This window comes from Aeromonas rivipollensis (genome assembly GCF_010974825.1).
GTDB lineage: Bacteria > Pseudomonadota > Gammaproteobacteria > Enterobacterales > Aeromonadaceae > Aeromonas > Aeromonas rivipollensis.
The window spans coordinates 77,197-99,133 of record NZ_JAAILA010000007.1; the positions used below are offsets into that span (position 1 = coordinate 77,197).

Annotated in this window: 25 protein-coding genes and 1 pseudogene; 8 read left to right on the forward strand and 18 right to left on the reverse strand. The window is 62.3% G+C overall.

From position 1 onward, the window contains the following. Positions 1-16: 16 nt before the first annotated feature. The 4 genes and pseudogenes from G4923_RS21485 to glnK form a co-directional block, all read right to left on the reverse strand. Positions 17-145 (reverse strand): annotated as a pseudogene (locus G4923_RS21485) (ABC transporter ATP-binding protein); the annotation flags it as partial. An 82-nt stretch (positions 146-227) separates the two neighbouring features. Then, positions 228-1,853, reverse strand: coding sequence for an ABC transporter permease (locus G4923_RS04000; protein ID WP_163135602.1), 1,626 nt, complete (start codon positions 1,851-1,853; stop codon positions 228-230). A gap of 39 nt (positions 1,854-1,892) precedes the next feature. Beyond that, a complete protein-coding gene (locus G4923_RS04005; protein WP_139743703.1) occupies positions 1,893-2,900 on the reverse strand; it encodes a Fe(3+) ABC transporter substrate-binding protein in 1,008 nt (335 codons plus the stop codon). A 242-nt stretch (positions 2,901-3,142) separates the two neighbouring features. Beyond that, entirely contained in the window at positions 3,143-3,481 is a 339-nt protein-coding gene (gene glnK, locus G4923_RS04010; RefSeq protein WP_005332325.1) for a P-II family nitrogen regulator, read from the reverse strand. 201 nt (positions 3,482-3,682) lie between these two features. Between glnK and arfB the strand changes: the two genes are divergently transcribed. After that, positions 3,683-4,099: an alternative ribosome rescue aminoacyl-tRNA hydrolase ArfB gene (gene arfB / locus G4923_RS04015; RefSeq protein ID WP_005332323.1), complete on the forward strand. Its 417-nt coding sequence runs from the start codon at positions 3,683-3,685 to the stop codon at positions 4,097-4,099. A gap of 27 nt (positions 4,100-4,126) precedes the next feature. After that, positions 4,127-4,627, forward strand: a complete 501-nt coding sequence (locus tag G4923_RS04020) for a methylated-DNA--[protein]-cysteine S-methyltransferase (RefSeq protein WP_163135604.1) — start codon at positions 4,127-4,129, stop codon at positions 4,625-4,627. Positions 4,628-4,861: 234 nt separating this feature from the next. Here G4923_RS04020 and G4923_RS04025 read toward each other — a convergent pair whose 3' ends face one another. The 8 genes from G4923_RS04025 to G4923_RS04060 form a co-directional block, all read right to left on the reverse strand. Beyond that, positions 4,862-6,058, reverse strand: a complete 1,197-nt coding sequence (locus tag G4923_RS04025; RefSeq protein ID WP_163135606.1) for a NupC/NupG family nucleoside CNT transporter — start codon at positions 6,056-6,058, stop codon at positions 4,862-4,864. Between the two features lie 182 nt (positions 6,059-6,240). Continuing rightward, entirely contained in the window at positions 6,241-7,176 is a 936-nt protein-coding gene (locus G4923_RS04030) for a LysR family transcriptional regulator (RefSeq protein WP_163135885.1), read from the reverse strand. A gap of 82 nt (positions 7,177-7,258) precedes the next feature. Further along, entirely contained in the window at positions 7,259-7,795 is a 537-nt protein-coding gene (locus tag G4923_RS04035) for a glutathione peroxidase (RefSeq protein WP_163135608.1), read from the reverse strand. Between the two features lie 59 nt (positions 7,796-7,854). Further along, entirely contained in the window at positions 7,855-8,418 is a 564-nt protein-coding gene (locus G4923_RS04040) for an NnrU family protein (RefSeq protein WP_163135610.1), read from the reverse strand. Positions 8,419-8,620: 202 nt separating this feature from the next. Beyond that, positions 8,621-9,754: a glycerate kinase gene (locus tag G4923_RS04045; protein ID WP_163135611.1), complete on the reverse strand. Its 1,134-nt coding sequence runs from the start codon at positions 9,752-9,754 to the stop codon at positions 8,621-8,623. A gap of 9 nt (positions 9,755-9,763) precedes the next feature. After that, positions 9,764-11,026 carry a GntP family permease gene (locus G4923_RS04050; RefSeq protein WP_025325674.1) on the reverse strand — a complete coding sequence of 421 codons (1,263 nt, stop codon included), beginning with the start codon at positions 11,024-11,026 and terminating at the stop codon, positions 9,764-9,766. Positions 11,027-11,145: 119 nt separating this feature from the next. Continuing rightward, positions 11,146-12,261 carry a sugar diacid recognition domain-containing protein gene (locus G4923_RS04055; protein WP_163135613.1) on the reverse strand — a complete coding sequence of 372 codons (1,116 nt, stop codon included), beginning with the start codon at positions 12,259-12,261 and terminating at the stop codon, positions 11,146-11,148. Further along, positions 12,248-12,397 carry a sugar diacid recognition domain-containing protein gene (locus G4923_RS04060; protein WP_371160489.1) on the reverse strand — a complete coding sequence of 50 codons (150 nt, stop codon included), beginning with the start codon at positions 12,395-12,397 and terminating at the stop codon, positions 12,248-12,250. Before G4923_RS04060 ends, G4923_RS04055 begins: the two co-directional genes overlap by 14 nt. Positions 12,398-12,606: 209 nt before the next feature. Here G4923_RS04060 and G4923_RS04065 point away from each other — a divergent pair, with 209 nt between their 5' ends. From G4923_RS04065 to G4923_RS04075, 3 genes are all read left to right on the forward strand, one after another. Further along, positions 12,607-12,981, forward strand: coding sequence for a YacL family protein (locus tag G4923_RS04065; RefSeq protein WP_025325672.1), 375 nt, complete (start codon positions 12,607-12,609; stop codon positions 12,979-12,981). Between the two features lie 50 nt (positions 12,982-13,031). Further along, positions 13,032-13,328 carry a hypothetical protein gene (locus G4923_RS04070; protein WP_005332293.1) on the forward strand — a complete coding sequence of 99 codons (297 nt, stop codon included), beginning with the start codon at positions 13,032-13,034 and terminating at the stop codon, positions 13,326-13,328. A gap of 194 nt (positions 13,329-13,522) precedes the next feature. Further along, positions 13,523-14,353, forward strand: a complete 831-nt coding sequence (locus G4923_RS04075) for a CPBP family intramembrane glutamic endopeptidase (protein ID WP_163135615.1) — start codon at positions 13,523-13,525, stop codon at positions 14,351-14,353. 78 nt (positions 14,354-14,431) lie between these two features. Here the strand turns inward: G4923_RS04075 and G4923_RS04080 are convergent, their stop codons facing one another. From G4923_RS04080 to G4923_RS04100, 5 genes are all read right to left on the reverse strand, one after another. Then, complete coding sequence (locus G4923_RS04080; protein ID WP_025325669.1) at positions 14,432-14,851, reverse strand: DUF4426 domain-containing protein; 420 nt, start codon at positions 14,849-14,851, stop codon at positions 14,432-14,434. Between the two features lie 4 nt (positions 14,852-14,855). Then, the gene (gene yggU / locus G4923_RS04085) at positions 14,856-15,164 is read right to left on the reverse strand and encodes a DUF167 family protein YggU (protein WP_111912133.1); all 309 of its coding nucleotides are present in this window, start codon (positions 15,162-15,164) and stop codon (positions 14,856-14,858) included. Next, complete coding sequence (locus G4923_RS04090) at positions 15,164-15,715, reverse strand: YggT family protein (protein ID WP_025325667.1); 552 nt, start codon at positions 15,713-15,715, stop codon at positions 15,164-15,166. The genes yggU and G4923_RS04090 overlap by 1 nt, the downstream gene beginning before the upstream one ends. A gap of 23 nt (positions 15,716-15,738) precedes the next feature. After that, the gene (gene proC / locus G4923_RS04095; RefSeq protein WP_163135617.1) at positions 15,739-16,563 is read right to left on the reverse strand and encodes a pyrroline-5-carboxylate reductase; all 825 of its coding nucleotides are present in this window, start codon (positions 16,561-16,563) and stop codon (positions 15,739-15,741) included. Between the two features lie 126 nt (positions 16,564-16,689). Then, positions 16,690-17,391 (reverse strand): YggS family pyridoxal phosphate-dependent enzyme, encoded by a 702-nt coding sequence (locus G4923_RS04100; RefSeq protein WP_163135619.1) that lies wholly within the window; start codon positions 17,389-17,391, stop codon positions 16,690-16,692. A gap of 39 nt (positions 17,392-17,430) precedes the next feature. Here G4923_RS04100 and tapT point away from each other — a divergent pair, with 39 nt between their 5' ends. The 3 genes from tapT to yaaA are packed head-to-tail and all read left to right on the forward strand — an operon-like array spanning position 17,431 to position 20,407. Then, a complete protein-coding gene (gene tapT, locus G4923_RS04105; RefSeq protein WP_111912129.1) occupies positions 17,431-18,465 on the forward strand; it encodes a type IVa pilus ATPase TapT in 1,035 nt (344 codons plus the stop codon). Positions 18,466-18,491: 26 nt separating this feature from the next. Then, the gene (locus G4923_RS04110) at positions 18,492-19,601 is read left to right on the forward strand and encodes a PilT/PilU family type 4a pilus ATPase (protein WP_163135621.1); all 1,110 of its coding nucleotides are present in this window, start codon (positions 18,492-18,494) and stop codon (positions 19,599-19,601) included. Between the two features lie 32 nt (positions 19,602-19,633). Beyond that, a complete protein-coding gene (gene yaaA, locus G4923_RS04115; protein ID WP_025325662.1) occupies positions 19,634-20,407 on the forward strand; it encodes a peroxide stress protein YaaA in 774 nt (257 codons plus the stop codon). A gap of 181 nt (positions 20,408-20,588) precedes the next feature. Here the strand turns inward: yaaA and srmB are convergent, their stop codons facing one another. Continuing rightward, complete coding sequence (srmB, locus tag G4923_RS04120; protein WP_106885020.1) at positions 20,589-21,812, reverse strand: ATP-dependent RNA helicase SrmB; 1,224 nt, start codon at positions 21,810-21,812, stop codon at positions 20,589-20,591. Between the last annotated feature and the right edge of the window lie 125 nt (positions 21,813-21,937).

Here is a 21,937-nt window from a genome sequence, read left to right on the forward strand (position 1 = left end):
TTCCTCTCGTGTTAAATTCAGCGCAGCCACTCGCTACCAAGCTCAGGCAGACGATCCCGTTGTCGGCCACCGTCAGGGAGAGCTGCTCCAGCACGTTCTGGCCGTTGTAACGGCAGCTTACCTTCTCTACTTGCAAGCAAGACAAGACAGACTTCCTCTCGTTTCTGGCGGTGCGCTGCCTTTCGGTCAAGCACACCGCATGCAATTTCATTGGCCGACGTGGCGACTCAATGCCCCGGGCTGTCCAGGCTGCGGTTGACCCAGATAAGCGGCACCAGCCCCACCAGCACTATGACGATGGCGCCGAGCGCCCCCCGCTCCAGCATCTCGTCCGAGACGAACTGGTAGACGTGGGTGGCCAGGGTCTCAAAGTTGAACGGCCGCAGCAGCAAAGCCGCGGGCAGCTCCTTCATGGATTCGATGAACACCAGCATGGCACCGGCAAAGAGGCCGCGTCGCACCAGGGGCAGATGCACCCGGCGCAGCATGCCCCCCGTCCCCTGCCCCAGGGAGCGGGCCGCCATGTCAAGGCTGGGGGAGATCTTGCCCATGCTGCTCTCCACCGAGCCGATGGCGATGGCCACGAAGCGCACCAGGTAGCCAAATACGATGGCGGTGAGGGTGCCGGTCAGCAGCAGGCCGGGCCCCTGCATTCCGAGCCACTCGGCCAGATCGTTGAGACCAAAATCGAGCGCCGTCAGCGGCACCAGCACCCCGATGGCCAGCACTGTGCCCGGCATGGCATAGCCGGTAGCGGCGATGCGCAGAGGCAGCAGGCTGCGGGTGCCGCCATCGAGGCGGCGGAAGAAGCCGAGCAACAGGGCTATGGCCATGGCGAGCAGGGCAGTCAGGGCCGAGATGAGCAGACTGTTGCCAGCGAAACGCACGAACTCCGGCGTCCACGACAACTCGAAGTAGCGCACCCCGTAGTCCAGCAGGATCACGAACGGCAGGCCGAAACCGGCCAGCACCAGCCCCCAGCACCAGAGCCCGGCCAGCAGACGGCTCGCCCCCTTGAGGGGGTAGCGCAGGGGCTGCTCATGGCCCATGGATTTCTGGAACACCTGCTGGCGCTGACGGGAGCGGCGCTCCAGGGCGATCAGCAGCACCACAGCCAGCAACATCAGGCAGGAGAGTCGTGCGGCTGTGGCCAGGCTGCCATAGCCGAGCCAGGTGTCGTAAATGGCCGTCGTCAGGGTGTTGATGGCAAAGAAGTGGACTGTGGCGAAGTCCGCCAGTGTCTCCATGGCCACCAGCGACGCCCCCACCATGATGGCAGGACGGGCCAGGGGTAGGCTGAGGCGACGAAAGCTCTGCCAGGGGGTGCAACCGAGCAATCGGCTGGAGTGGATCAGGCTGACCGACTGCTCCAGGAAGGAGGCGCGCGCCAGCAGATAGACATAGGGGAAGAGCACCAGCGCCAGCACCCAGGCGGCACCGCCGAGGGAGCGGATGGCCGGGAACCAGTAATCGGCCGGGCTTTGCCAGTCAAACAGGGATCTCAGCCCCGCCTGCAGCGGGCCCGAGTAGTCAAGCAGGTCGGTATAGACGTAAGCCACTATGTAGGAGGGCATGGCCATGGGCAGCATCAGCGCCCACTGCAGGGCGCGGCGCCCCGGCACCTGGCACATGGCGACCAGCCAGGCGGTAGGCACCCCGAACAGCAGGCTGAGCAGCACTACCCACAGCACCAGCCCTGAGGTGTTGCCAAGGTAATCGAGCAGCACCGTATCGGCGAGGTGGCGAAACAGGTCTCCGTCTGCCGAGAAGGCAGAGAAGATGAGGGCAAGCACCGGCAAACCCAGCAGCAGGGCGGTGGCCCAGCTGCCGGCAATCCATCCAAAATTTTTCATGAGACCACAGCGATTGATGGGGCCTTAGGCCCCATCTGATTACAAGTCGAATTTCACTTCATCCAGCAGCTGCAAGGCGTCCTTGCGGTGCTTGGCATAGTCGCTGACCGGCATGGGGTCAGACTTGAAACTACCCCAGGACTTGACCATGGCGGAAGGCTCGACCCCGGCCTTGACCGGATACTCGGCATTCACGTCCGCATACATGTGCTGGGCTGTGTCGCCAGAGAGGAACTCCATCAGCTTCTGGGCGGCTTCCTTGTTCTTGGCGTACTTGGTCATGGCCACGCCGCTCACGTTGACGTGGGCACCGCGATCAGCCTGGTTCGGGAAGTTGATGTAAACCGCCTCAGCCCAGGATTTCTGCGCCGGATCTTTCAGCATGGCGCCCAGGTAGTAGCTGTTGCCCAGCGACAGATCGCAGATACCATCCTTGATCGCCTTGACCTGATCCCGGTCGTTGCCTTGCGGCTTGCGCGCCAGGTTGGCCTTGACCCCTTCCAGCCAGGTCTTGGTGTCCGCCATGCCGTGATGGGCAATCATGGACGAAACCAGCGCCACATTGTACTCGTGCTTGCCGCTGCGGGTACAAATTTTTCCTTTGAATTCAGGCTTGACCAGATCTTCGTAGCGGATGGTGTCGAGCTTGCCGAGACGATCCTTGCTGGAGTAGATGGCGCGCACCCGGGTGGTCAGGGCGAACCACTTGTTGTCCGGATCACGATAGATGGAGGGGATGTTCTCCTGCAGTGTCTTGCTGTCCACCGGCTGCACCAGATCCTTGTCCACCAGATCGGTCAGACGGCTGATGTCGACGGTCAGCATCAGATCCGCCGGGGAGAGCTTGCCTTCGCGCTCCAGGCGCTCGTTCAGCCCCTCTTTGGCAAACACCACGTTGACCTTGATCCCGGTCTCTTTCTCGAACTGCTGGATGATGGGCTTGATCAGCTCATCCTGCCGATTGGAGTAGACATTCACTTCAGCCGCGGCAAAGGCCGACTGGGCGATCAGCGAGGAGAACAGCAGCGCCAACATCTTCATTTTCATCATCCATTCCTTGTCTGTGCATATAGTGATAACTATTTTCGTTTGCATTCTGCATGAATCGGGATGAGAGGATCAAGGCGGTTTGCAGAGGTAAGGCCACATATTTAATCGTCGCCAAAACAAAAAGACCGGATGGAATCCCACCCAGTCTCTCCATGACCACGCATTCTTTTTTGCTATCGACCCGGCAGGGCCTGAGCGCTCAACCCGGTCGGCTCAGTGGCCGGGGCCCTGGCGCGGCATCACAGCGCCTCGTCGTCGCTCTCGCCGGTACGGATGCGCACTGCCTGCAGCAGGTCATAGACGAAAATCTTGCCGTCCCCTATCTTGCCGGTATAAGCCGCCTTGCAGATGGCCTCGATCACCCCTTCCACGTTCTCGTCGGCGGTGGCGATCTCCAGCTTTACCTTCGGCAGGAAGTCGACCTGGTACTCGGCTCCCCGGTATAATTCGGTGTGCCCCTTCTGGCGACCGAAGCCCTTGACCTCGGACACGGTCAGACCCTCGACCCCCAGGTTGGCGATGGCCTCGCGCACGTCGTCCAACTTGAAAGGTTTGATAATCGCAGTAATCAGCTTCATCTGGTTGCTCCCAATCCATGGTATGTCATGAAGGGGTCATCAATTCTTGTGCCAAGTATTTTTATTGTTTATTTTCATAAAGATAGCCATTAACCCTTGAGCCGTTTCGGCCCAGGATCACCAAGGAAGCGCATCTCGCCCCATAATGAGGCACCAAGCTGCACCAGACTCCCTTGATGCACCAAATGAGAGCATCACCCCATGTTAGTCATCTCCAACAGCGTGATCATTCCCTGGCATGAGCTGCAGTTTCAGACCATGCGCGCCCAGGGTGCCGGGGGCCAGCACGTCAACAAGACGGACTCCGCCGTCTGGCTGCGCTTCGATTACCGCGACTCCCCCAGCCTGCCGGATCTCTACAAGGAGGGGCTGGAGAAACTGAGCGACAGCCGGGTCCACGATGGCTTCATCCAGATCAGGGTCGAGACCCACCGCAGCCAGGACATGAACCGCAAGGAGGCCATGAGCCGCCTGACCGAACTGCTGAAAAAGGCCGCCTGGCGCCCCAAGGCCCGCCATGCCACCAAGCCGACCCGAAGCTCCCAGCGCAAGCGGGTCGACGCCAAGAAGCGCAAGGGCGAGATCAAGTCGGCCCGTGGCAAGCCCGGGATGGAGTGAGCCGTTCAGGCCGAGAAAGAGAGACTCATGAGATACAGTTTTTGTGACAGCGCCCAGGGCCCCCTGCTGGTCGCCATCGACCAGGATGGCCTGCGCTTCGTGGAGTTCGTGCGAGGGGAGCAGCCGGTGACGCCCAGAGCGCAGTGGCAGCGGGACGATGTGGCCCTGGCCCCCTACCTCGAGCAGTTCGAAGCCTATTTTGCTGGCCGGCTGCGGCGCTTCACGCTGCCGCTCGCCGCCAGAGGCACCCCCTTCCAGCAGTCGGTGTGGCGCGCCCTGTGCGACATTCCCTACGGCGAGACCGTCAGCTACCTCGAGATTGCCCAGGCCATCGGTAACCCCAAGGCGGTGCGGGCAGTGGGGGCTGCCAACGGCCGCAACCCGCTCAGCATCATAGTGCCCTGCCACCGAGTGATAGGCAGTAGCGGCGCGCTGACGGGGTACGCCGGCGGCATTCCCATCAAGCGCTGGCTGCTGGCATTGGAGCAGGAGGGCAGCGGCTTTGAACTGACCCCACCGGGCGTTTAGCAAAATGAACATAGTATGAAGAATCGCCTCAGAAGGGCTTCAGACAGGGTCAGGCATCATGGCTTCACACTTGGATGGCACGGCTCATCCCTCATTCAAGTGGCACCCATGTGACGCTTCCAATCTGTCTTTTTCCCCGCGCCTCCTCTGAGGCGCTTTTTTTTTGCCCGACAACAGTCACAAGAAAGCCCGCCGAAGCGGGCTTTGATCTGAAGGCGCTAGCCTCGAGGCCACTCAGAGGGCGAGGAACAGACCCGCCAGCGAGGCGCTCATCAGGTTTGCCAGCACCCCCGCCAGGATGGCGCGCATGCCGTAACGAGCGATGAAGGATTTGCGCTCTGGCACCATGGCCCCCAGGCCGCCGATGAGGATCGCCATGGAGGAGATGTTGGCGAAACCGCACAGGGCGAAGGTGACTATGGCCTTGCTCGACTCGTCCAGCGTCTGATCCTGCACCAGGGCGATGAAGGCGACGAACTCGTTGATGACGATCTTGGTGCCGATAAGCGCCCCGGCTGCCTGAGCCTGATCCCAGGGCACGCCGATGAGCCAGGAGACGGGGGCGAACAGCCAGCCCAGGATGATCTGGAAGCTCAGATCCAGCCCCACCAGATCACCGGCCCAGCCCAGCAGGCCGTTGAGCATGGCAATCACGCCGACGAAGGCCAGCAGGGTCGCGCCTACCGCCACAGCGATATTGAGGCCAGACATGGCGCCATCGGCCGCCGCTTCGATCACGTTGGTGGCGCGGGGGATCTCCACGTCCTGATGGTGATCCACCTCATCGGCACCGGGCGGCACCAGGATCTTGGCCATGGCCAGGCCGGCAGGGGCCGACATGAAGGCGGCGGCGATCAGGTATTTCAGCTCGACCCCGATACTGGCATAGCCCACCAGGGTGCCACCGGCCACTGAGGCGAGACCGCAGCTCATCACCGCGAAGAACTGGGAGTCAGACATCTTGGAGAGGTAGGGTTTGACCACCAGAGGCGCCTCCACCATGCCGACGAAGATGTTGGCGGTGGCGGAGAGACTCTCGGCACGGCCGGTGCCCAGCAGCTTCTGCAGGCCACCTCCCAGCAGGGCTATGACCCGCGGCATCAGGCCTATGTGGTAGAGGATAGCGATCACCGCGGAGAAGAAGATGATGACCGGCAGCACGTTGAACGCGAAGATGAAGCCCAGCTTGAACTTGGCCAGGTCGCCGAACAGGAAGGCAATCCCCTCCTGGCCGTAGCCGATCACGCTGCTGACGCTCTCGCTGACGCCGTTGAGCACGCTCTGACCGGCAGGCAGCCAGAGCACCAGGGCGGCGAAGAGGACTTGCAGGCAGAGGGCGAGACCCACTGTTCTCAACGGGATACGACGACGATTATCAGAACAGAGTGCGGCTAGTGCCAGGATACTCAAGATGCCGAGCAGGGCGATCATAGGGATTCCATCTAGTGGGACTGAAGATGGGCGCGGATTCTGCTCCCCTACCCCCATCACTGCAAGTCCACCTGGTTACAACCCTGTTAGCAAAAACGTTTGCACGATATCGGTTGCGCCAACTGGCTGATTTGGCTCGTGTTTGGTATCAGGCGAAAGTCAGTGTTCTTGTATGGAAACGATTATTCCTCCACACCGGACAATCTGCCCCCAAGCCAGGGGGCCAGCCGCTGCGCCCAATAGGGTTCGGGGCCGAAGCTCTCCTTGAGGAAGTCGATGAAGAGGCGGATCTTGGGATCCAGGTGTTCGCGCCTGGCATAGACGGCGTGCACCGCCATCTTCTGGTTCGGGCGCCACTGGGGCAGCAGGGGAATGAGCTGACCGGATTGCAGCTCCTTGTCCAGCAGGTAGTTGGCAACATAGGCGATGCCGAGCCCGGCCAGGGCGGCATCCCGCACAGCCTCCGCCAGATCCACCCTGTAGTTGCCGGCCACCTGCACCGTCTGGCGCTCCTTGCCCTGGCGAAACGACCACTCGTGGTAGCGCCGCTCCCGGCTCTGGTAGGTGATGCAGTTGTGCCTGGCCAGATCCCTGGGGTGCAGCGGGGTGCCGTGGCTCAGCAGATAGTCCGGCGAGGCCACCAGCACGAAGCCGATGTCCGCCAGCCGCTGCCCCACCAGCCCCTCGGGCTTGTCCTCGTAGGTGGTGATCCAGAGATCCAGCCCCTCATCCACCAAATTGGTTCTGTGATCGAACAGGGAGACTTCCAGCTCCAGATCGGGGTAGCGCGCCTGGAATGCCTTGAGCCGCGGGATCACGTGCAAGCGGCCGAAAGACTGGCCCACCCCCAGGTGCAGCACGCCGCTCACCTTGCCGCGTCGCTCCGCCACCATGGAGTCCGCCTCCAGGGCCACCGCCACCAGGGCGCGGCAGTGACGGGCATACTCCTGACCGAGTTCGGTCAGGGAGAAGCGGCGTGTGGTGCGTTGCACCAGCTGGGCCCCTAGCGCTGTCTCAAGCTGGGCCAGCTGCTTGCTGATGTGGGACTTGGAGACCCCGAGCCGCCGCGCGGCGGCAGAGATGCCCTGCTCGCGGACCAGGGCATCGAAGATCACCATTTGGGGAAGACGTTGCAGCACGGGGTAACCAGAGTGGGTGGCGGGCCCCCATTATTCCAGAGCCGCCCGCCAGGGGGTAGGGTCAGCGTCCCAGCGCCTGGATCAACTGCTCCTTGAGAGGTTCATCGGCCGGATTCTGATTGGCACCATAGCTCGCAATCAGCTTGCCATCGCGGCCCACCAGGTATTTGTGGAAGTTCCAGTTGGGTGCATCCCCATCGGCGGCGGCCGCCAGCCCCTTGAACAGGGGCACCGCATCGGCGCCACGCACCGAGACCCGGTTGAACATGGGGAAGGTCACACCGTAATCCCGGCGGCACACCTCGGCGGTCTTGTTCTCATTGCCCGCCTCCTGCCAGAAGTCGTTGGAGGGGAACCCCAGCACCATCAAGCCCTTGTCCTTGTAGCTCTGATAGAGCGCCTCCAGATCCCGGAACTGGCCGCTGTAACCACAATAAGAAGCTGTATTGACCACCAGCACCACCTTGCCCTCGGTCAGCTGGCAGAGGTTGTGGCGCTGGGTATTGTTGAGCTCCCGCATCTCCACATTGAAGTAATTGGGACAGGCGGCAGATGCCGCGCCAGATCCGAGCAACAGCAGCAGGGTGAACCATTTCATTGACGTGACTCCTCGGGTTTTCTCCATCATACGCGAGATCCCCGAACAAGGTTCAGGGATCAGTACAGCGGGATCCCGGTCAACCAGCCGTGGCCCCAGAAGATGAGCAGGGCCGTGAGTACCAGACCGGCGCCCACGCTGATCCCCGTCCCCTGCCAGGTGGCCGCTGGCCTCGGCTTGGTGCGCCAGTCCCGCACCGAAATCCAGACGATGCTGACCAGCGCCCAGGCGCCTAGCCCCCCGAACAATACCAGGGAGCGTGCCTCGCTGTTGACCGCCAGATGGGCACAGGCCCAGAGCAGGGTGCCGAGCAGTTGGGGGTGTACCAGCCAACGCCTCAGGTGGTTGGGCCCCTGGCCGGCGCACAGCAGGATCAGCGCGATCGGCATGGCCGCCATCACCAGCATGGGCCCCCAGGCAGGCAGGAAATAGAGCGGCATGGGGCTGGCGCTGCGCCAGCCAGCGAGGATGCAGCCGATGGCGACGAACACCAGCAGCGAGAAGAGTCCCTTGTAACGGTTCTCCCCCAACCGATCGCGCAGGCGGGCACGGTGCGCCGCGGCGAAGCAGGGATAGAGATGGATAAGGGTAAATAGCAGTACCCCCAGGGTCAGCAAGATCATGGGTTGCTCCTTGTACTATGGGGGATCACTATGCCGCAAAGGCCCCTGGCAGAATACAAAAACCATATAAAAGACAGCAGGATAATAAAAAAGCCGATCCTGGGATCGGCAAGGTGCGTCAGAGGGTCCGCCCTCAGGCGAGCAACCACATCCGCTACACGGGGCTGGGTGTGGCCGGTGACGGGCACCGGCCAGAAGAGGGTTAACGACGCAGCAGATAGAGGGCGGCGACGTTGCGGGCCGTGAGCTGCAGGTTGGTGGTGGCGGTTGCGATCGCCTCCGGCAGGGACATGGCCCGGTTGACCACGGCGAACACGGCGTCGATGCCATGGTCATGGACCACGCCGCAATCGTCGGTGAGGCAGCCGGCGATGCCGATCACCGGTTTGCCAAACTGCTTGGCGCAGCGTGCGACACCGATTGGCGTCTTGCCGTGGATGGTCTGGCTGTCGATGCGCCCTTCCCCTGTGATGACAAGATCCGCGTCGGCTACTTCATCGGCCAGCTTCAAGGCTTCGATCACTATCTGGATGCCGGGCTTGAGCTCGGCCCCGAGCAGGCCGACCAGGGCAGCGCCCATGCCACCAGCGGCGCCCGCCCCCGGCAGTTCCTTCACCTGCTTGCCGAGGGCCTGCTCGATGCAGTCGGCGTAGTGGGCCAGATTGGCGTCCAGCTGGGCCACCATCTCGGGGGTCGCCCCCTTCTGCGGGCCGAACACGGCGGAGGCACCTTTCGGGCCGCACAGCGGGTTGTTCACATCGCAGGCCACCTCGATGACCAGCTCGCTCAGGCGGGGGTCCAGCCCGCTCAGGTCTATGGTGGCAAGCTCGGCGAGACCAGCACCGCCCAGGGCTATGGGGGTGCCATCTTCTTTCAAGAGCTTGCCGCCGAGCGCCTGGATCATGCCGGCACCACCGTCGTTGGTGGCACTGCCACCGATGCCGAGGATGAGGTGAGTGACCCCCATCTCCAGCGCGGCCAGGATCAGCTCGCCAGTGCCGAAGCTGGAGGTGAGCAGCGGATTGCGCTGCTCCGGTGCCACCAGATGGATACCGGAGGCCGCCGCCATCTCGATGACGGCACGCTTGCCATCACCCAGCAGGCCGACGAAACCCTGCACCTTGTTGCCAAGGGGCGCGGTCACCTCGACCGGCAGTATGTGACCACCTGTGGCATCCACCAGGGACTGCACAGTGCCCTCGCCGCCATCGGCCATGGGCAATTTGACATAGGTGGCATCCGGCAGCACCAGCTTGAAACCGGCCTCGATAGCATCGGCCACCGCCATGGCGCTCAGACTCTCCTTGAATGAATCGGGGGCAATAACAATTTTCATATCAATTCCTTAGGCGAGGCCAAACACGCCAAACATCAGGGTGGAGACAGTTGCAATGGTCAGACCGACCGCGGTTTCGTACGGGATGAGCTTGAGGCGCTCACCCACACCCATGTGGACGCTGCCACCGGTGGCATGGAAGAAGGAGCCGTGGGGCATGTGGTCAAATACGGTGGCACCGGCATGGATCATGGCGGCCCCCGCCAGACTGCTGATCCCAAGTTCAATCAGGGTGGAGCTGAACACGTTGGAGGCCACCACAGTGCCGGCCGTGGTCGAGGCGGTCGCGAGCGACATCAGGGCACCTGAGATGGGGGCCAGCAGGTAGGAGGGCAAGCCGGAGGCGGTCAGGCCGCTGATCAGCACATCCTTCAGACCCGAGTTGGCTATGATGCCCGCCAGGGTACCGGTCCCTAGCAGCATGATGGCCACCGGTGCCATGCGGGCCAGACCCGAGACCGCAAACTGGTTCACCTTGCTGAACTTGCCCATCATCAGGGCGCCGACCAGGCCGCCGAGGGGCAGGGCGATGAGGGGATCCACGACTATGCCGGCCACCGGGCGCAGGGCCAGCAGCAGTATGGCGACCAGGGGGGCGCTGATGGCGGCGAAGAAGCCGGGCAGCTTGCCACCGTCAAAGTTCACCACCTCGTCGGCCGCGACCTTGCTGCCCCGTTTGTTGAGGCGCTTGGCGAGCCAGTAGGCCATCACCAGACCGAACAGGCCCGGGATGATGCCAGCCGCCATCACAGAGGTGAGGGGCAGATGGAAGGCGTCGGACGCGGCTATGGCATTCGGGTTGGGGGACATGACGTTGCCCGCCTTGCCGCCCCCTATCATGGCCAGCAGTATGGCGGCCTTGGAGAGATCGGCGCGACGGGCGATGGCGAGCGCTATGGGGGCGACAGTGATGACGGCCACGTCCACGAAGACGCCGACCGCGGTCAGGATCAGGGTGGCCAGCGCCAGGGCCAGCAGGGCACGGGTCTCGCCGAGCTTGCGGACTATGGTCTCGGCGATGGTGGTGGCGGCCCCCGATTCGATCAAGACGCCTGCCAGCACACCGGCCGCCAGGATCCGCATCACGGCCGTGGTGATCCCCTGGGCGCCGCCGATCATCAGGGCGACGGTCTGGGTCAGGTCGGCGCCGCCGATCAGGCCACCGGCCAGGGCACCGACTATCATGCCGTAGGCGGGCGGCACCTTCTTCAGAATGAGGAAGATGGCGATGGAGAGCGCAGCGAGAGCACCGAGCGCGGATACAGGGATCATGACGGGCACCTTGAGTGGAAGTAAGTGGTGGCCATTATGGTGATCCCCACCCGGAATGCTTTGGCTGAAAAGCCAAAGCTTGTGCTTCAGGAGCCTTCTATTTTGTTCATATGAACAAATCAGCCGTCGAGATTAAGCCCGAGATAAAGCAGAAACTTGTCATCTAACTTGTTGAAATTTAAGCCAGTTATCTGCTCTATCCGGGTCAGTCGGTAACGCAGGGTATTGGGGTGGATGAAGAGCGTTTCGGCACAGGGATGCAGATCACAATCCTGCAAGAAATATTGGCGCAGTGTCTTTTGCAGCGTTCCCTTTGCATCCTCCTTTGCCAGCTTGAGCAGGGGGGCCCGCAGCTGATCCGCCTGCCAGGAGTCCGCCAGGCTCCCGAGCAGCACCGGCAGGCGGTAATCCTCGAAGAAGTAGACCTGCTTGCGCGGTGCCTGGCTCATGCCGCGGCGCAGGGTGTCGCGGGCGGTCTGGTAGGAGCGCGCCAACCCGCCCGTCCCGCCGAAGTAATCACCCACCCCGATGCGCACCTTGAAATGGGGTATGCGGGCCAGCAGCTGCTTGATGCGGTTGCGCTCCTGCGCCGATTGCCAGATGCCGTCGCTAAGCTGGGCCGGCTTGAGCACCACTATCTCGTCCAGGCCGTTGATGGCCACCAGATTGTCCCGCTCCGGATTCTCCAGCAAGTGCACCAGCTCCCGCAGCCGGGCGGGATCGGCCTCCTCCAGCGCCAGCACGGCGACGACGCGAGGCTGGGCCAGATCGAGATCGAGGAAGCGGGCCGCCTGCAGCAACTGATCGGCCCGCCCCTCGCCGCGGATGAGCTGCAGCACCAGCTCCTCCTTGTGACGCTTGTCCCACTGCAACTGCTCGGTGAGCGCCGCCTGCTCCAGAATGAGCTCGGCCGTCATCCGCACCAGCTCGGCGTAAGCACGCACTTCCTCCGGATCCCCCGAGATGCCGATGACCCCGAGCAACTCCCCCTGATAGGCGATGGGCAGGTTGATGCCGGGCCTCACCCCCTTGAGCTGCTGGGCGGTCGCTTCGCTTATTTCCACCACCCGATTCTCGGTCAGCGCCAGCACGGCCCCCTCGTGACGTTGATGGAGCCGCTCCGGGTTGCCGGAGGCGATGATGAGGCCGCGCTCGTCCATCACGTTGACAGAGAACGACAGTATCTTCATCGCCCGGCTCACTATCTGACGGGCAAGGGTGTCATTGAGCTGCATAACATCTCCGGATAGATGGCAGAGGGTTTCCGGAGGCGATGATAAGGCCCCTTTCGTCCATCACGTTCACCGAGAACGACAGTATCTTCATCGCCCGGCTCACTATCTGACGAGCAAGGGTGTCATTGAGCTGCATTGCCTCTCCATACCATTCGTTGACAGGGCCCCCGGGTGGTCTGGTTCGGGGGGACAGACCCGTTAAAGATCCCACATCATCAAGACAAGCGCGGGGGGGATCGCTAGAATAGGCCACTTTACGCTATCTGTGCCCCACCCTGGATCATGGATCCGGCGTCACGCCGCTCCGTGTTGTGGTGGCTCCACCCTTCCGATAGGGACTCCGCTATGGACTATGAATTTCGCCGCGACCCGTTCGGTGGCTATCGCGCCCGGTTCTCCATGGGCCATGAGGCCATAGGTCAGTGGCTGATCGATGAAGTTGGCAAGGATGAGGAGACCCTCGACGAGCTCTTCTCCATCATCGACCAGCTCTCCAATCGAACCCGTACGGAGTACAGGCGTCACGGCGGTGACTATTCGCTGCTGCTCACCCCTGAGGAGGCCGAGGTGAAAGCCAACGTCCTCAATATCGAGCTGGATGAGGATCTTGACGATCTCGCCTACTACGATGATGAGCAGCTGGCCATGTGCGGACTGGAAGACTTTGCCCAGGTGCTCGGCTCCTGGCGCGCCTTTATCCGCAACGAGGATATGGGCTGAATACCCACATTTCGGGCGAGCATGCCCCTTGCAACCCAACAGGATTGACTATGTCCATTTACGATTTTGATGACGAACTGCCGGAAGACGAAGAACAGGAATCCAGCCAGAAAGCCGCCGTGCCTGCCAAGAAGAAAGGCAAGCAGGTGATGAATACCCAGGTCAACCTGAGCCCGCGCGATGCCAGCCGCCTGAACGGCCTGCACGTCGAAGCCATCACCACCCTGGACGACGTCAGCCTGCCGAAGAACGTCATCTTCAAGGCTGGCCTCATCGCCCTGGGCGAGCTGGAAGCGACCAAACGCGCCGACATCATAGCCCGCGTCATCGCCGAATCCGGCCGTTAATCTGGCTTGGGCCCCTTCATCCGGGCCACCATCTACCCCAAAGCCGGAGCCTTTGCTCCGGCTTTTTTATTGTCCAGGCTGGCCAGGACCATCGGCAAGAAGGAGCACGCCAGGGCTCCGACCAGTCCATTGCGCCTTGTGCGAGAGACAGAGGCTGGTTAAGGTGCGCCCCTTGGAACCCACAAGGAGACTCAATGTTACCACTCCCTGACACCCTCATCTGGCTCGCCCTGGGACTGGCCGTGCTGCTCTGCCTGGCCCGCCAGCAGAGGAGCGGTCTGATCCTGCTGGGGGTCGCCCTGCTGACCGCCCTCTGGCTGGAACGACTCAGCCCCGTCGCCGCGCTGGTCAGCCTCGCCGGTCTCTTGCTGGCCTGGCGCACGCCCGGCCTGCACCAACCCTGGCGTGGCGTGGCACTGACGCTGGTGCTGCTGTGGGCCATGGCCCTGACGCTGCACCTGGTGCCTGGCTTTGACAACCTCAAGGTGCTGGATCGCGTACAGGCCGGCCCCGCCAGCGTCCCCTTCACCCTCTACCTGAATCTGGACAAGCCGCTCATCTTCTTCGGCCTGCTGCTGGCCTGGCCCGCCCTGCTCGGCCCGGGTGGCACTATGCGCTGGCGACCGCTGGTCCTGCTCATACTGCCGCTGGCGGCCCTGCTGATCACCGCCTGGCAACTGGGGGCCCTCAAGCCCGAAGTGGGGCTGCCCCACTGGTGGTGGCTGTTCGCGTTCAACAACCTGGTGTTCACCTGCGTGGCGGAAGAGGCGCTGTTTCGCGGCCTCATCCAGCAAGGGGTGGCGAGTCACAGCAAGCCCTGGCTCGGCCTCCTGGTTGCCAGCCTGCTGTTCGGGGCCGCTCACCTGGCCGGTGGTCCGCTGCTGGTGCTGTTTGCCGCCCTGGCGGGGGCCTGTTATGGCCTGGCATTCCAATTGAGTGGCCGCCTGAGCGTCGCCATACTGCTGCATTTTTTGTTCAACTTCGCCCACCTGGCCCTGTTCACCTACCCGCTGGCCAGCCGCTAGATACGGAGGCAGGCTCTCGCCGGATAAAAAAATGCCCCGAACCTGTGGGTTCGGGGCATTTTCATCGCATCCGGACAGCTAGTCGACATAGAAGGTCTGCTGGAAGGTCAGCGTCTGCTGCTGCCCCTCCCCCATGATCTTCAGGGTGAACTGGTAGGTGTCCTCGTTCCGGTAGGGCAGCACCGCCAGGTAGTAAATGGAGTCACCCTCCTTCACCTCCTGGAAGCTCAGGGTACGTATGGTGCCGGTGAGGTTCTTGGCCTCGCCGCTGATGCCCACCGCCTGAGCCACCCCTTGCTTGTTCTGCACCGCAATGTTGACGATGCCGTTGTAGCGGCTGCGCTCCAGGCCATAGGCCTTGGCTACCTCAGGGGTGAGGAAGCTGGAGTTGAAGGCGCTGTAGTGAACCTGCCAGGGGCCCAGCTCCTTCATCTGCTCGGCCCGCACCGGCAGCGTCATCAAAAGCGCCAGCAGGCAGCTCATCCAGACTGTTTTCATGATGTCATCCTTCTCCTGTTCCACTCTCCAGCAGGGCGGCGATCTCGGCGGGGATCTGCCTCGGTGCCTCTATGGCGACCGTCTTGTGCCGTCCCAGCTCCCCCCGCACTATGCGGACCTGCCCCTTGGCCACCTTGCACTGCTTGGCCAGATACTTGATCAGATGGCTGTTCGCCTGACCATCCACCGGCGGCGCCGTGATGGCCACTTTCAGCTCGTCCCCGTGCAAGCCGACGATCTGATCCCGGCTCGCCTTGGGCTGGATCATCAGATGCAGTATCAGTGCGTCCCCTTCCAGCAGGACGGCTGGCATCAGATCATCCACCACAGCTGACCGAACAGATCCCCCAACAGATAGTTTATGGCCTGCAGCGCGATGAAGGCGACCAGCACGGAGAGATCCAGGCCACCCAGCGCCGGCAGTATGCGGCGGATAGGGGCCAGGAAGGGCTCGGTCAGCTGATGCATCACGTACTCGATGGGGTTGCGGCCCTGGCTGACCCAGCTCAGGATGGCGCGGATCAGCAGCACCCAGAAGATCATCGAGCCCGTCTTCTTCAGAATGGTAAGCACGGCAAACAGGCTGAGGGTCAGCCAGTCGGTCAGCAGCACGTTCATGCTCTTGAGCAGCGCCAGCTTGGCGAAGGCGATGATGAGCGCCAGCAACACCGAGGCCATGTCCAGCCCGCCGAAGCCGGGGATGATGCGGCGCAGCGGGATCACCAGGGGATTGGTCACCTTGACCACCATCTGGCTCATGGGGTTGTAGAAATCGGCGCGGGCCCACTGCAACCAGACTCGCAGCAGCACCACCATGAGGTAGAGATCAAAAATCGTGTTAATCAAAAAGTAAGCCGTGTTCATCCGGGCTCCTTGCTACAAAAGGTTCAGAAAAGGGTTTCCATCTCGGCGGCCCGGGTGACGGCCGCCTGCATGGCACGAGCGGTCAGCGGCTTCAGCCCCTGCTCCTGGAATGTCTTGACGGCTTCGGCCGTGGTGCCGCCCTTGCTGGTGACCTGCTCGCGCAGGACCTGCAGGGATAGCTCGGGGTTCTGCTCCACCATGGCGGCGGCGCCAAGGGCGGTCTGCTGCACCAGCAGACGGGCCTGCTCGGGAGTGAAGCCCATGGCTTCCGCCTCCTCGGCAATCCCCTGCATGAACAGGAAGAAGTAGGCCGGGGCACTGCCCGCTGCGGCGATGACGCCGTTGATGCCGCTCTCCTGCGCGACCCAGAGGGTCTTGCCGACGGCCTGCATCATCTGCTCGGCGAAGTCGCGATCCGCCTGCGCTATGCCGGTCGGGGCATAGAGGCCCGTCATCCCCAATCCCAGCAGGGAAGGAGTATTGGGCATGGTGCGGATGATGCGGGCATGTCCCCCCGCCATCTCCTGCAACCGCTCGACCTTGATGCCGGCGGCGATGGAGACGAGCAGCTTGCCTTCGAGGGAGCCCAGCTCGGCCACCAGCGCCTCCAGCATGGCCGCCATCAGCTGGGGTTTGACTGCCAGCACTATGACCTCGGCCTCACGGGCCGCCTCGGCGTTGTTCTGGGTGATGCGGATGCCGAACTGGTCAGCCAGCTCGTCCAGCTTGGGCCGGCTGGGATTGGCGGCGGTGATCCGCTCGGCCGGATAACCGGCCTGGATCAGACCGGCAATGATGCTGCGGCTCATGTTTCCCGCCCCGATAAAGGCGAGGGTTCTATGTTGCATCAAACACTCCTGTTACTGACATCGCAGCGGATGCCGACCCAGCCTGTGCGGGCTGACACCGGCATCACACGCGCCTGTTTACCTGAAAAAAAGCACGGCCGGGGTGTTTCTCGCCCCGGCTCTTGCTCATGAATAGTCACGAGCCCCGAAGATGGCGGTGCCGACCCGGACCATGGTGCTGCCATGGGCGACGGCGGCCTCGAGATCCTCGGTCATGCCCATCGAAAGGGTGTCGACGCTCGGGTATTGTTGCGCAAGCTCGGTGAACAGAGCCTGCATGCGCCGCATCTGCACGGCCAGAACCGCCTCGTCGCTGGTGTGCTCCGGGATCGCCATCAGGCCACGCAGCACCAGTCGCTCGCTCTGGTCAACCAGGGCGGCCAGCCGGAAAATCTCTTGCTCCGACGTACCGGATTTGCTGCTCTCTCCGCTAATATTGATTTGCAGACAGACATTTAGCGGTGCCAACCCGGCTGGACGCTGGTTGTTGAGGCGCTCGATGAGTTTGTCACGATCGACACTTTGCACCCAATCGAATCGCTCCGCCACCAGCCTGGATTTGTTCGATTGCAGCGGGCCGATAAAGTGCCACTCTATGTCTTGGCAGGCCGCCTGCTCACGCAGGGTATCTATCTTGAGCGCGGCCTCCTGGGCATAGGATTCGCCAAAGCGGCGCTGACCGGCGGCATAGGCGGCCTGGATGTCTTCAAGCGGTTTGGTCTTGCTGACCGCAAGCAGCTGGATATGATCGGCGCCACGGCCAACTCGCCTGGCGGCCTGTACAATACGTTCCTTTACCTGAAGCAGGTGCTGGGCAATCTGGCTCATATTTCGTTCGTGATCTTGTGATGGGAGAATAACAAATCTATGGATATCACAGAGTTATTGGCTTTCAGTGTAAAGCATAAGGCCTCGGATCTACACCTCTCGGCCGGGGTTCCCCCGATGATCAGGGTTGATGGGGAGGTTCGCAAGATCAATTTGCCCGCCCTGGATCACCGTGAAGTGCACGCCCTCATCTACGACATCATGAACGACCACCAGCGCAAGGAGCTGGAGGAGAATTTCGAGGTGGACTTCTCCTTCGAGGTGCCCGGCATGGCGCGCTTCCGGGTCAACGCCTTCCAGCAGTCCCGGGGCTCTGGCGCCGTGTTTCGTACCATACCGAGCACAGTCCTGACCCTGGAAGATCTGGGGGCGCCGGAGATGTTTCGCAAGATAGCGGAGTTTCCCCGCGGCCTGGTGCTGGTCACGGGCCCGACCGGTTCGGGCAAGTCCACCACGCTCGCGGCCATGGTCGATTACATCAATGACAACTTCCACCACCACATCCTCACCATCGAGGATCCCATCGAGTTCGTGCACGAGAACAAGCGTTGCCTGGTCAACCAGCGCGAGGTGCATCGCGATACCAAGAGTTTCGCCAACGCCCTGCGCTCGGCCCTGCGTGAAGATCCGGACATCATACTGGTGGGGGAAATGCGCGATCTGGAGACCATACGCCTGGCCATGACGGCGGCGGAGACGGGCCATCTGGTGTTCGGCACCCTGCACACCTCGTCGGCAGCCAAAACCATAGACCGTATTATCGACGTCTTCCCCGGCTCGGAGAAGGACATGGTGCGCTCCATGCTCTCCGAATCCCTGCGGGCTGTCATCTCCCAGACCCTGCTCAAGCGGATCGGCGGCGGCCGGGTGGCGGCCCACGAGATCATGCTGGGAATCCCGGCGGTGCGAAACCTGATCCGGGAAGACAAGGTCGCCCAGCTCTACTCCATCATCCAGACCGGGATGACCCACGGCATGCAGACCATGGATCAGAGCCTCAAGCAGCTGGTCAACCGGGGCGTGGTTGCCGCCCTGGACGCCAAGGCCAAGGCGGCCGATCCCAACAGCATTTAAGACGTTTTCACACCCAAGGAGTCGCTATGAACATGGATGTTCTGCTCGCTGCACTGGTTGAACAAAAGGGCTCGGATCTCTTCATCACGGTCGATGCCCCCCCCACCCTCAAGGTCAACGGACGACTGGTACCACTCGGCGATAAGCCCCTGGACAGGCAGGCGGCACTGGCGCTGGTCAGGGAGAGCCTGGACGAGGCGCACTTCGAGCGCTACCTGCACACCCGGGAGGCCAACTACGCCATTCACCGCGAGGGGCTGGGGCGATTTCGGGTCAGCGCCTTCTGGCAGCAGGATCTGCCGGGCATGGTGCTGCGCCGCATCGAGACCCGCATTCCCACCTTCGAGGAACTGACGCTGCCCCTCATACTCCAGGAGGTCGCCATGGCCAAGCGCGGCCTGGTGCTGTTCGTCGGCGCCACAGGGGCCGGCAAGTCCACCACCCAGGCGGCCATGATAGGCTACCGCAACCAGCACGGCGACGGCCACATACTGACGGTGGAGGATCCGGTGGAGTTCGTCCACCAGCATGGGCGCTGCCTGGTGACCCAGCGGGAGGTGGGGATAGACACCGAATCATTCAACGTGGCCCTCAAGAATTCCATGCGCCAGGCGCCGGACGTCATCCTCATCGGCGAGATCCGCACCCAGGAGACCATGGAGCTGGCCATCCAGTTTGCCGAGACGGGCCACCTCTGTCTCGCCACCCTGCACGCCAACAATGCCAACCAGGCGCTGGATCGCATCCTCCATCTGGTGCCGCAGGAGAAGCATCGCCAGTTCCTGTTCGATCTCTCCTTCAACCTGCGCGCCATAGTCGCACAGCAACTGCTGCCCTCCCTTCACGGGCAGCGCCGTGTCGCCGCCTTCGAGATACTGCTCAACACCCCGCTCATCACCGACATAGTCCGCAAGGGAGAGGTGCACAGGCTCAAGGAGGTGATGATCAAATCCGGCGAACTCGGCATGCAGACCTTCGATCAGGCGCTGTTCGCCCTGTTCTGCGCCGGCCAAATTGGCTACAGTGAGGCCCTTGCCCATGCCGACTCCGCCAACGACCTGCGACTGCTGATCAAGCTGTCGGGTCGCGAGCAGCTGGGTGCAGGCACACTCGACAACGTGACCCTGGATGAATGAGGGGCGTGCGTCACCGCTAGTAAAGGACAGTTATGCTGATTGTGGTTTCCCCGGCCAAGACGCTGGATTACGAGTCGCCGCTGGTGACCTCCCGTTTCACCCTGCCCGAGCTGCTGGATCACTCCGCCCGGCTGATCCACAGGGCCAGGCAGCTGGCCCCGGATCAGATCGCCAGCCTGATGAAGATCAGCGACAAGCTGGCGGGACTCAACGCCGCCCGTTTTGCCCAGTGGCAGCCGGATTTCACCCCGAGCAATGCCCGCCAGGCGCTGCTGGCCTTCAAGGGTGACGTCTACACCGGTCTGGCCGTTGAGGATTTCAGCGAGGCCGACCTCGACTTTGCCCAGGCGCACCTGCGCATGCTGTCCGGCCTCTACGGGGTGTTGCGACCGCTGGATCTGATGATGCCCTACCGGCTGGAGATGGGGATCCGCCTCGACAACGAGCGCGGCAAGGATCTCTATCAGTTCTGGGGTGACATCATCACAGAGCACCTGAACAAGGTGCTGGCCGCACAGGGCAGCGAGGTGCTGGTCAATCTGGCGTCTGACGAATACTTCAAGTCGGTTCGCCCGGGCGCCCTGAAGGGCCGCATAGTGACTCCGGTGTTCAAGGACGAGAAAAACGGCCAGTTCAAGATCATCAGCTTCTACGCCAAGAAGGCCCGCGGCATGATGGCCCGCCACATCATCAAGCACAGGCTGACCGAGGTGACCCAGCTGACCGGGTTCAATGAGGCTGGCTACTATTTCGTGCCAGAAGAGTCCGACGATCGCACCCTGATGTTCAAGCGCGCTGAAAATTAATTACAAATGGAGGGAACCAAGTTCGGGATCCCCGGGTCTGAACCTATGAATCCTCTGTTGTAAGCACTTTTTGTTGGCCGACGTTCATGCGTCGGCTTTTTTCTGCGCGCTTATCTCCACGGGCCCGGGTGACAGGCAGCAAAACGGCCATCCGAGGATGGCCGTTGCAGCAGGCATGAGCTTATTTCTTTTTCTTCTTGGCGCTCTTTTTCTTACCATCCTTCGGCTTTTTCTTCTTCACCGGCACCCGCGCCTCCTTGTGTCGTGGGCGCAGCTCATCGATCACCCGGCGCTTGAGGCGCTCCTCGGTGTAGCGCTCTATCTTGGCGACCATGGCCATGTCGTGGGCTTCTACCAGACTGATGGCACAGCCACGGTTGCCGGCGCGGCCTGTACGGCCGATGCGGTGGACGTAGACGTCGGTGCCGTAGGGCATGTCGTAGTTGATGACGTGGCTGACGTTGGGCAGGTCGATGCCCCGGGCGGCTACATCGGTGGCGATGAGGAAGGGTACCTCCCCTTCATGGAACTTGCGGATCGACTCGACGCGCTTGCTCTGCTCCATCTCGCCACGGATCCAGGCACAGGAGACACCGGCCGCCTGCAACTGGCCGGAGAGCTCCGCCAGCCGCTCGCGGGTCTTGACGAAGACGATGGCCTTCTGGGTCTGGGGATCCTTCAGAATGTGGATCAGCAGCGCCAGCTTGTGGGCGGCGTCATCGGCCAGGTGCACCCACTGGGTGATGGGGCGGCGCTCGCTGCGGGGCGGCTCGGCATGCAGCTCCACCGGATCTTTGAGGATCTCGCTCGCGAACTTCTCGAGACCGGCCCCTTCCAGGGTGGCGGAGAACAACATGGTGTGCTTGCGGTAGCGCGCCTCGGCCACGATCCGGTTCACATCCTTGATGAAGCCCATGTCCAGCATGCGGTCCGCTTCATCCAGCACCAGCACCTCGATGTCGTGGCTCTCGAACTCTTCCTTTTCTATGTACTCCAGCAGGCGACCCGGGGTGGCCACCACTATGTCGGTGGTCTTGGTCAGGGCAGGCAGCTGCTCTTCATGGCTGACGCCGCCGATGATGGTCTCGATGCTGAGGTGGGTATGCACCGCCAGCGCCCTGGCATGGGCACTGACCTGCAGCGCCAGCTCGCGGGTCGGAGTCAGGATCAGCATGCGGCACGGGCCCGGCTTGCGACGCGGGAAGTCCAGCAGGTGCTGCATGGCGGGCAGCAGGAAGGCGGCTGTCTTGCCGGTACCGGTCGGAGCTGATGCCAGAATATCGCGGCCGTCCAGGGCTGGCTCCAGCACCATCTGCTGAATGGTGGTGGGGCGGGTGAAACCCATCTCGGCCAAGGCCCGGTTGAGGGCTGGATTCAGGTCGAAATCATCAAAGGACTGGCTCATGGCAATACTCGGTCATTAAGGAAGCGGCTGATTATAGGCGATTATGCCGCCGGCTCCTATGGCGACTGTGGCTTAGCCGCTATAATCGCCGACCATTTTCGCCATGGCAGACGAGCAACGAGGGT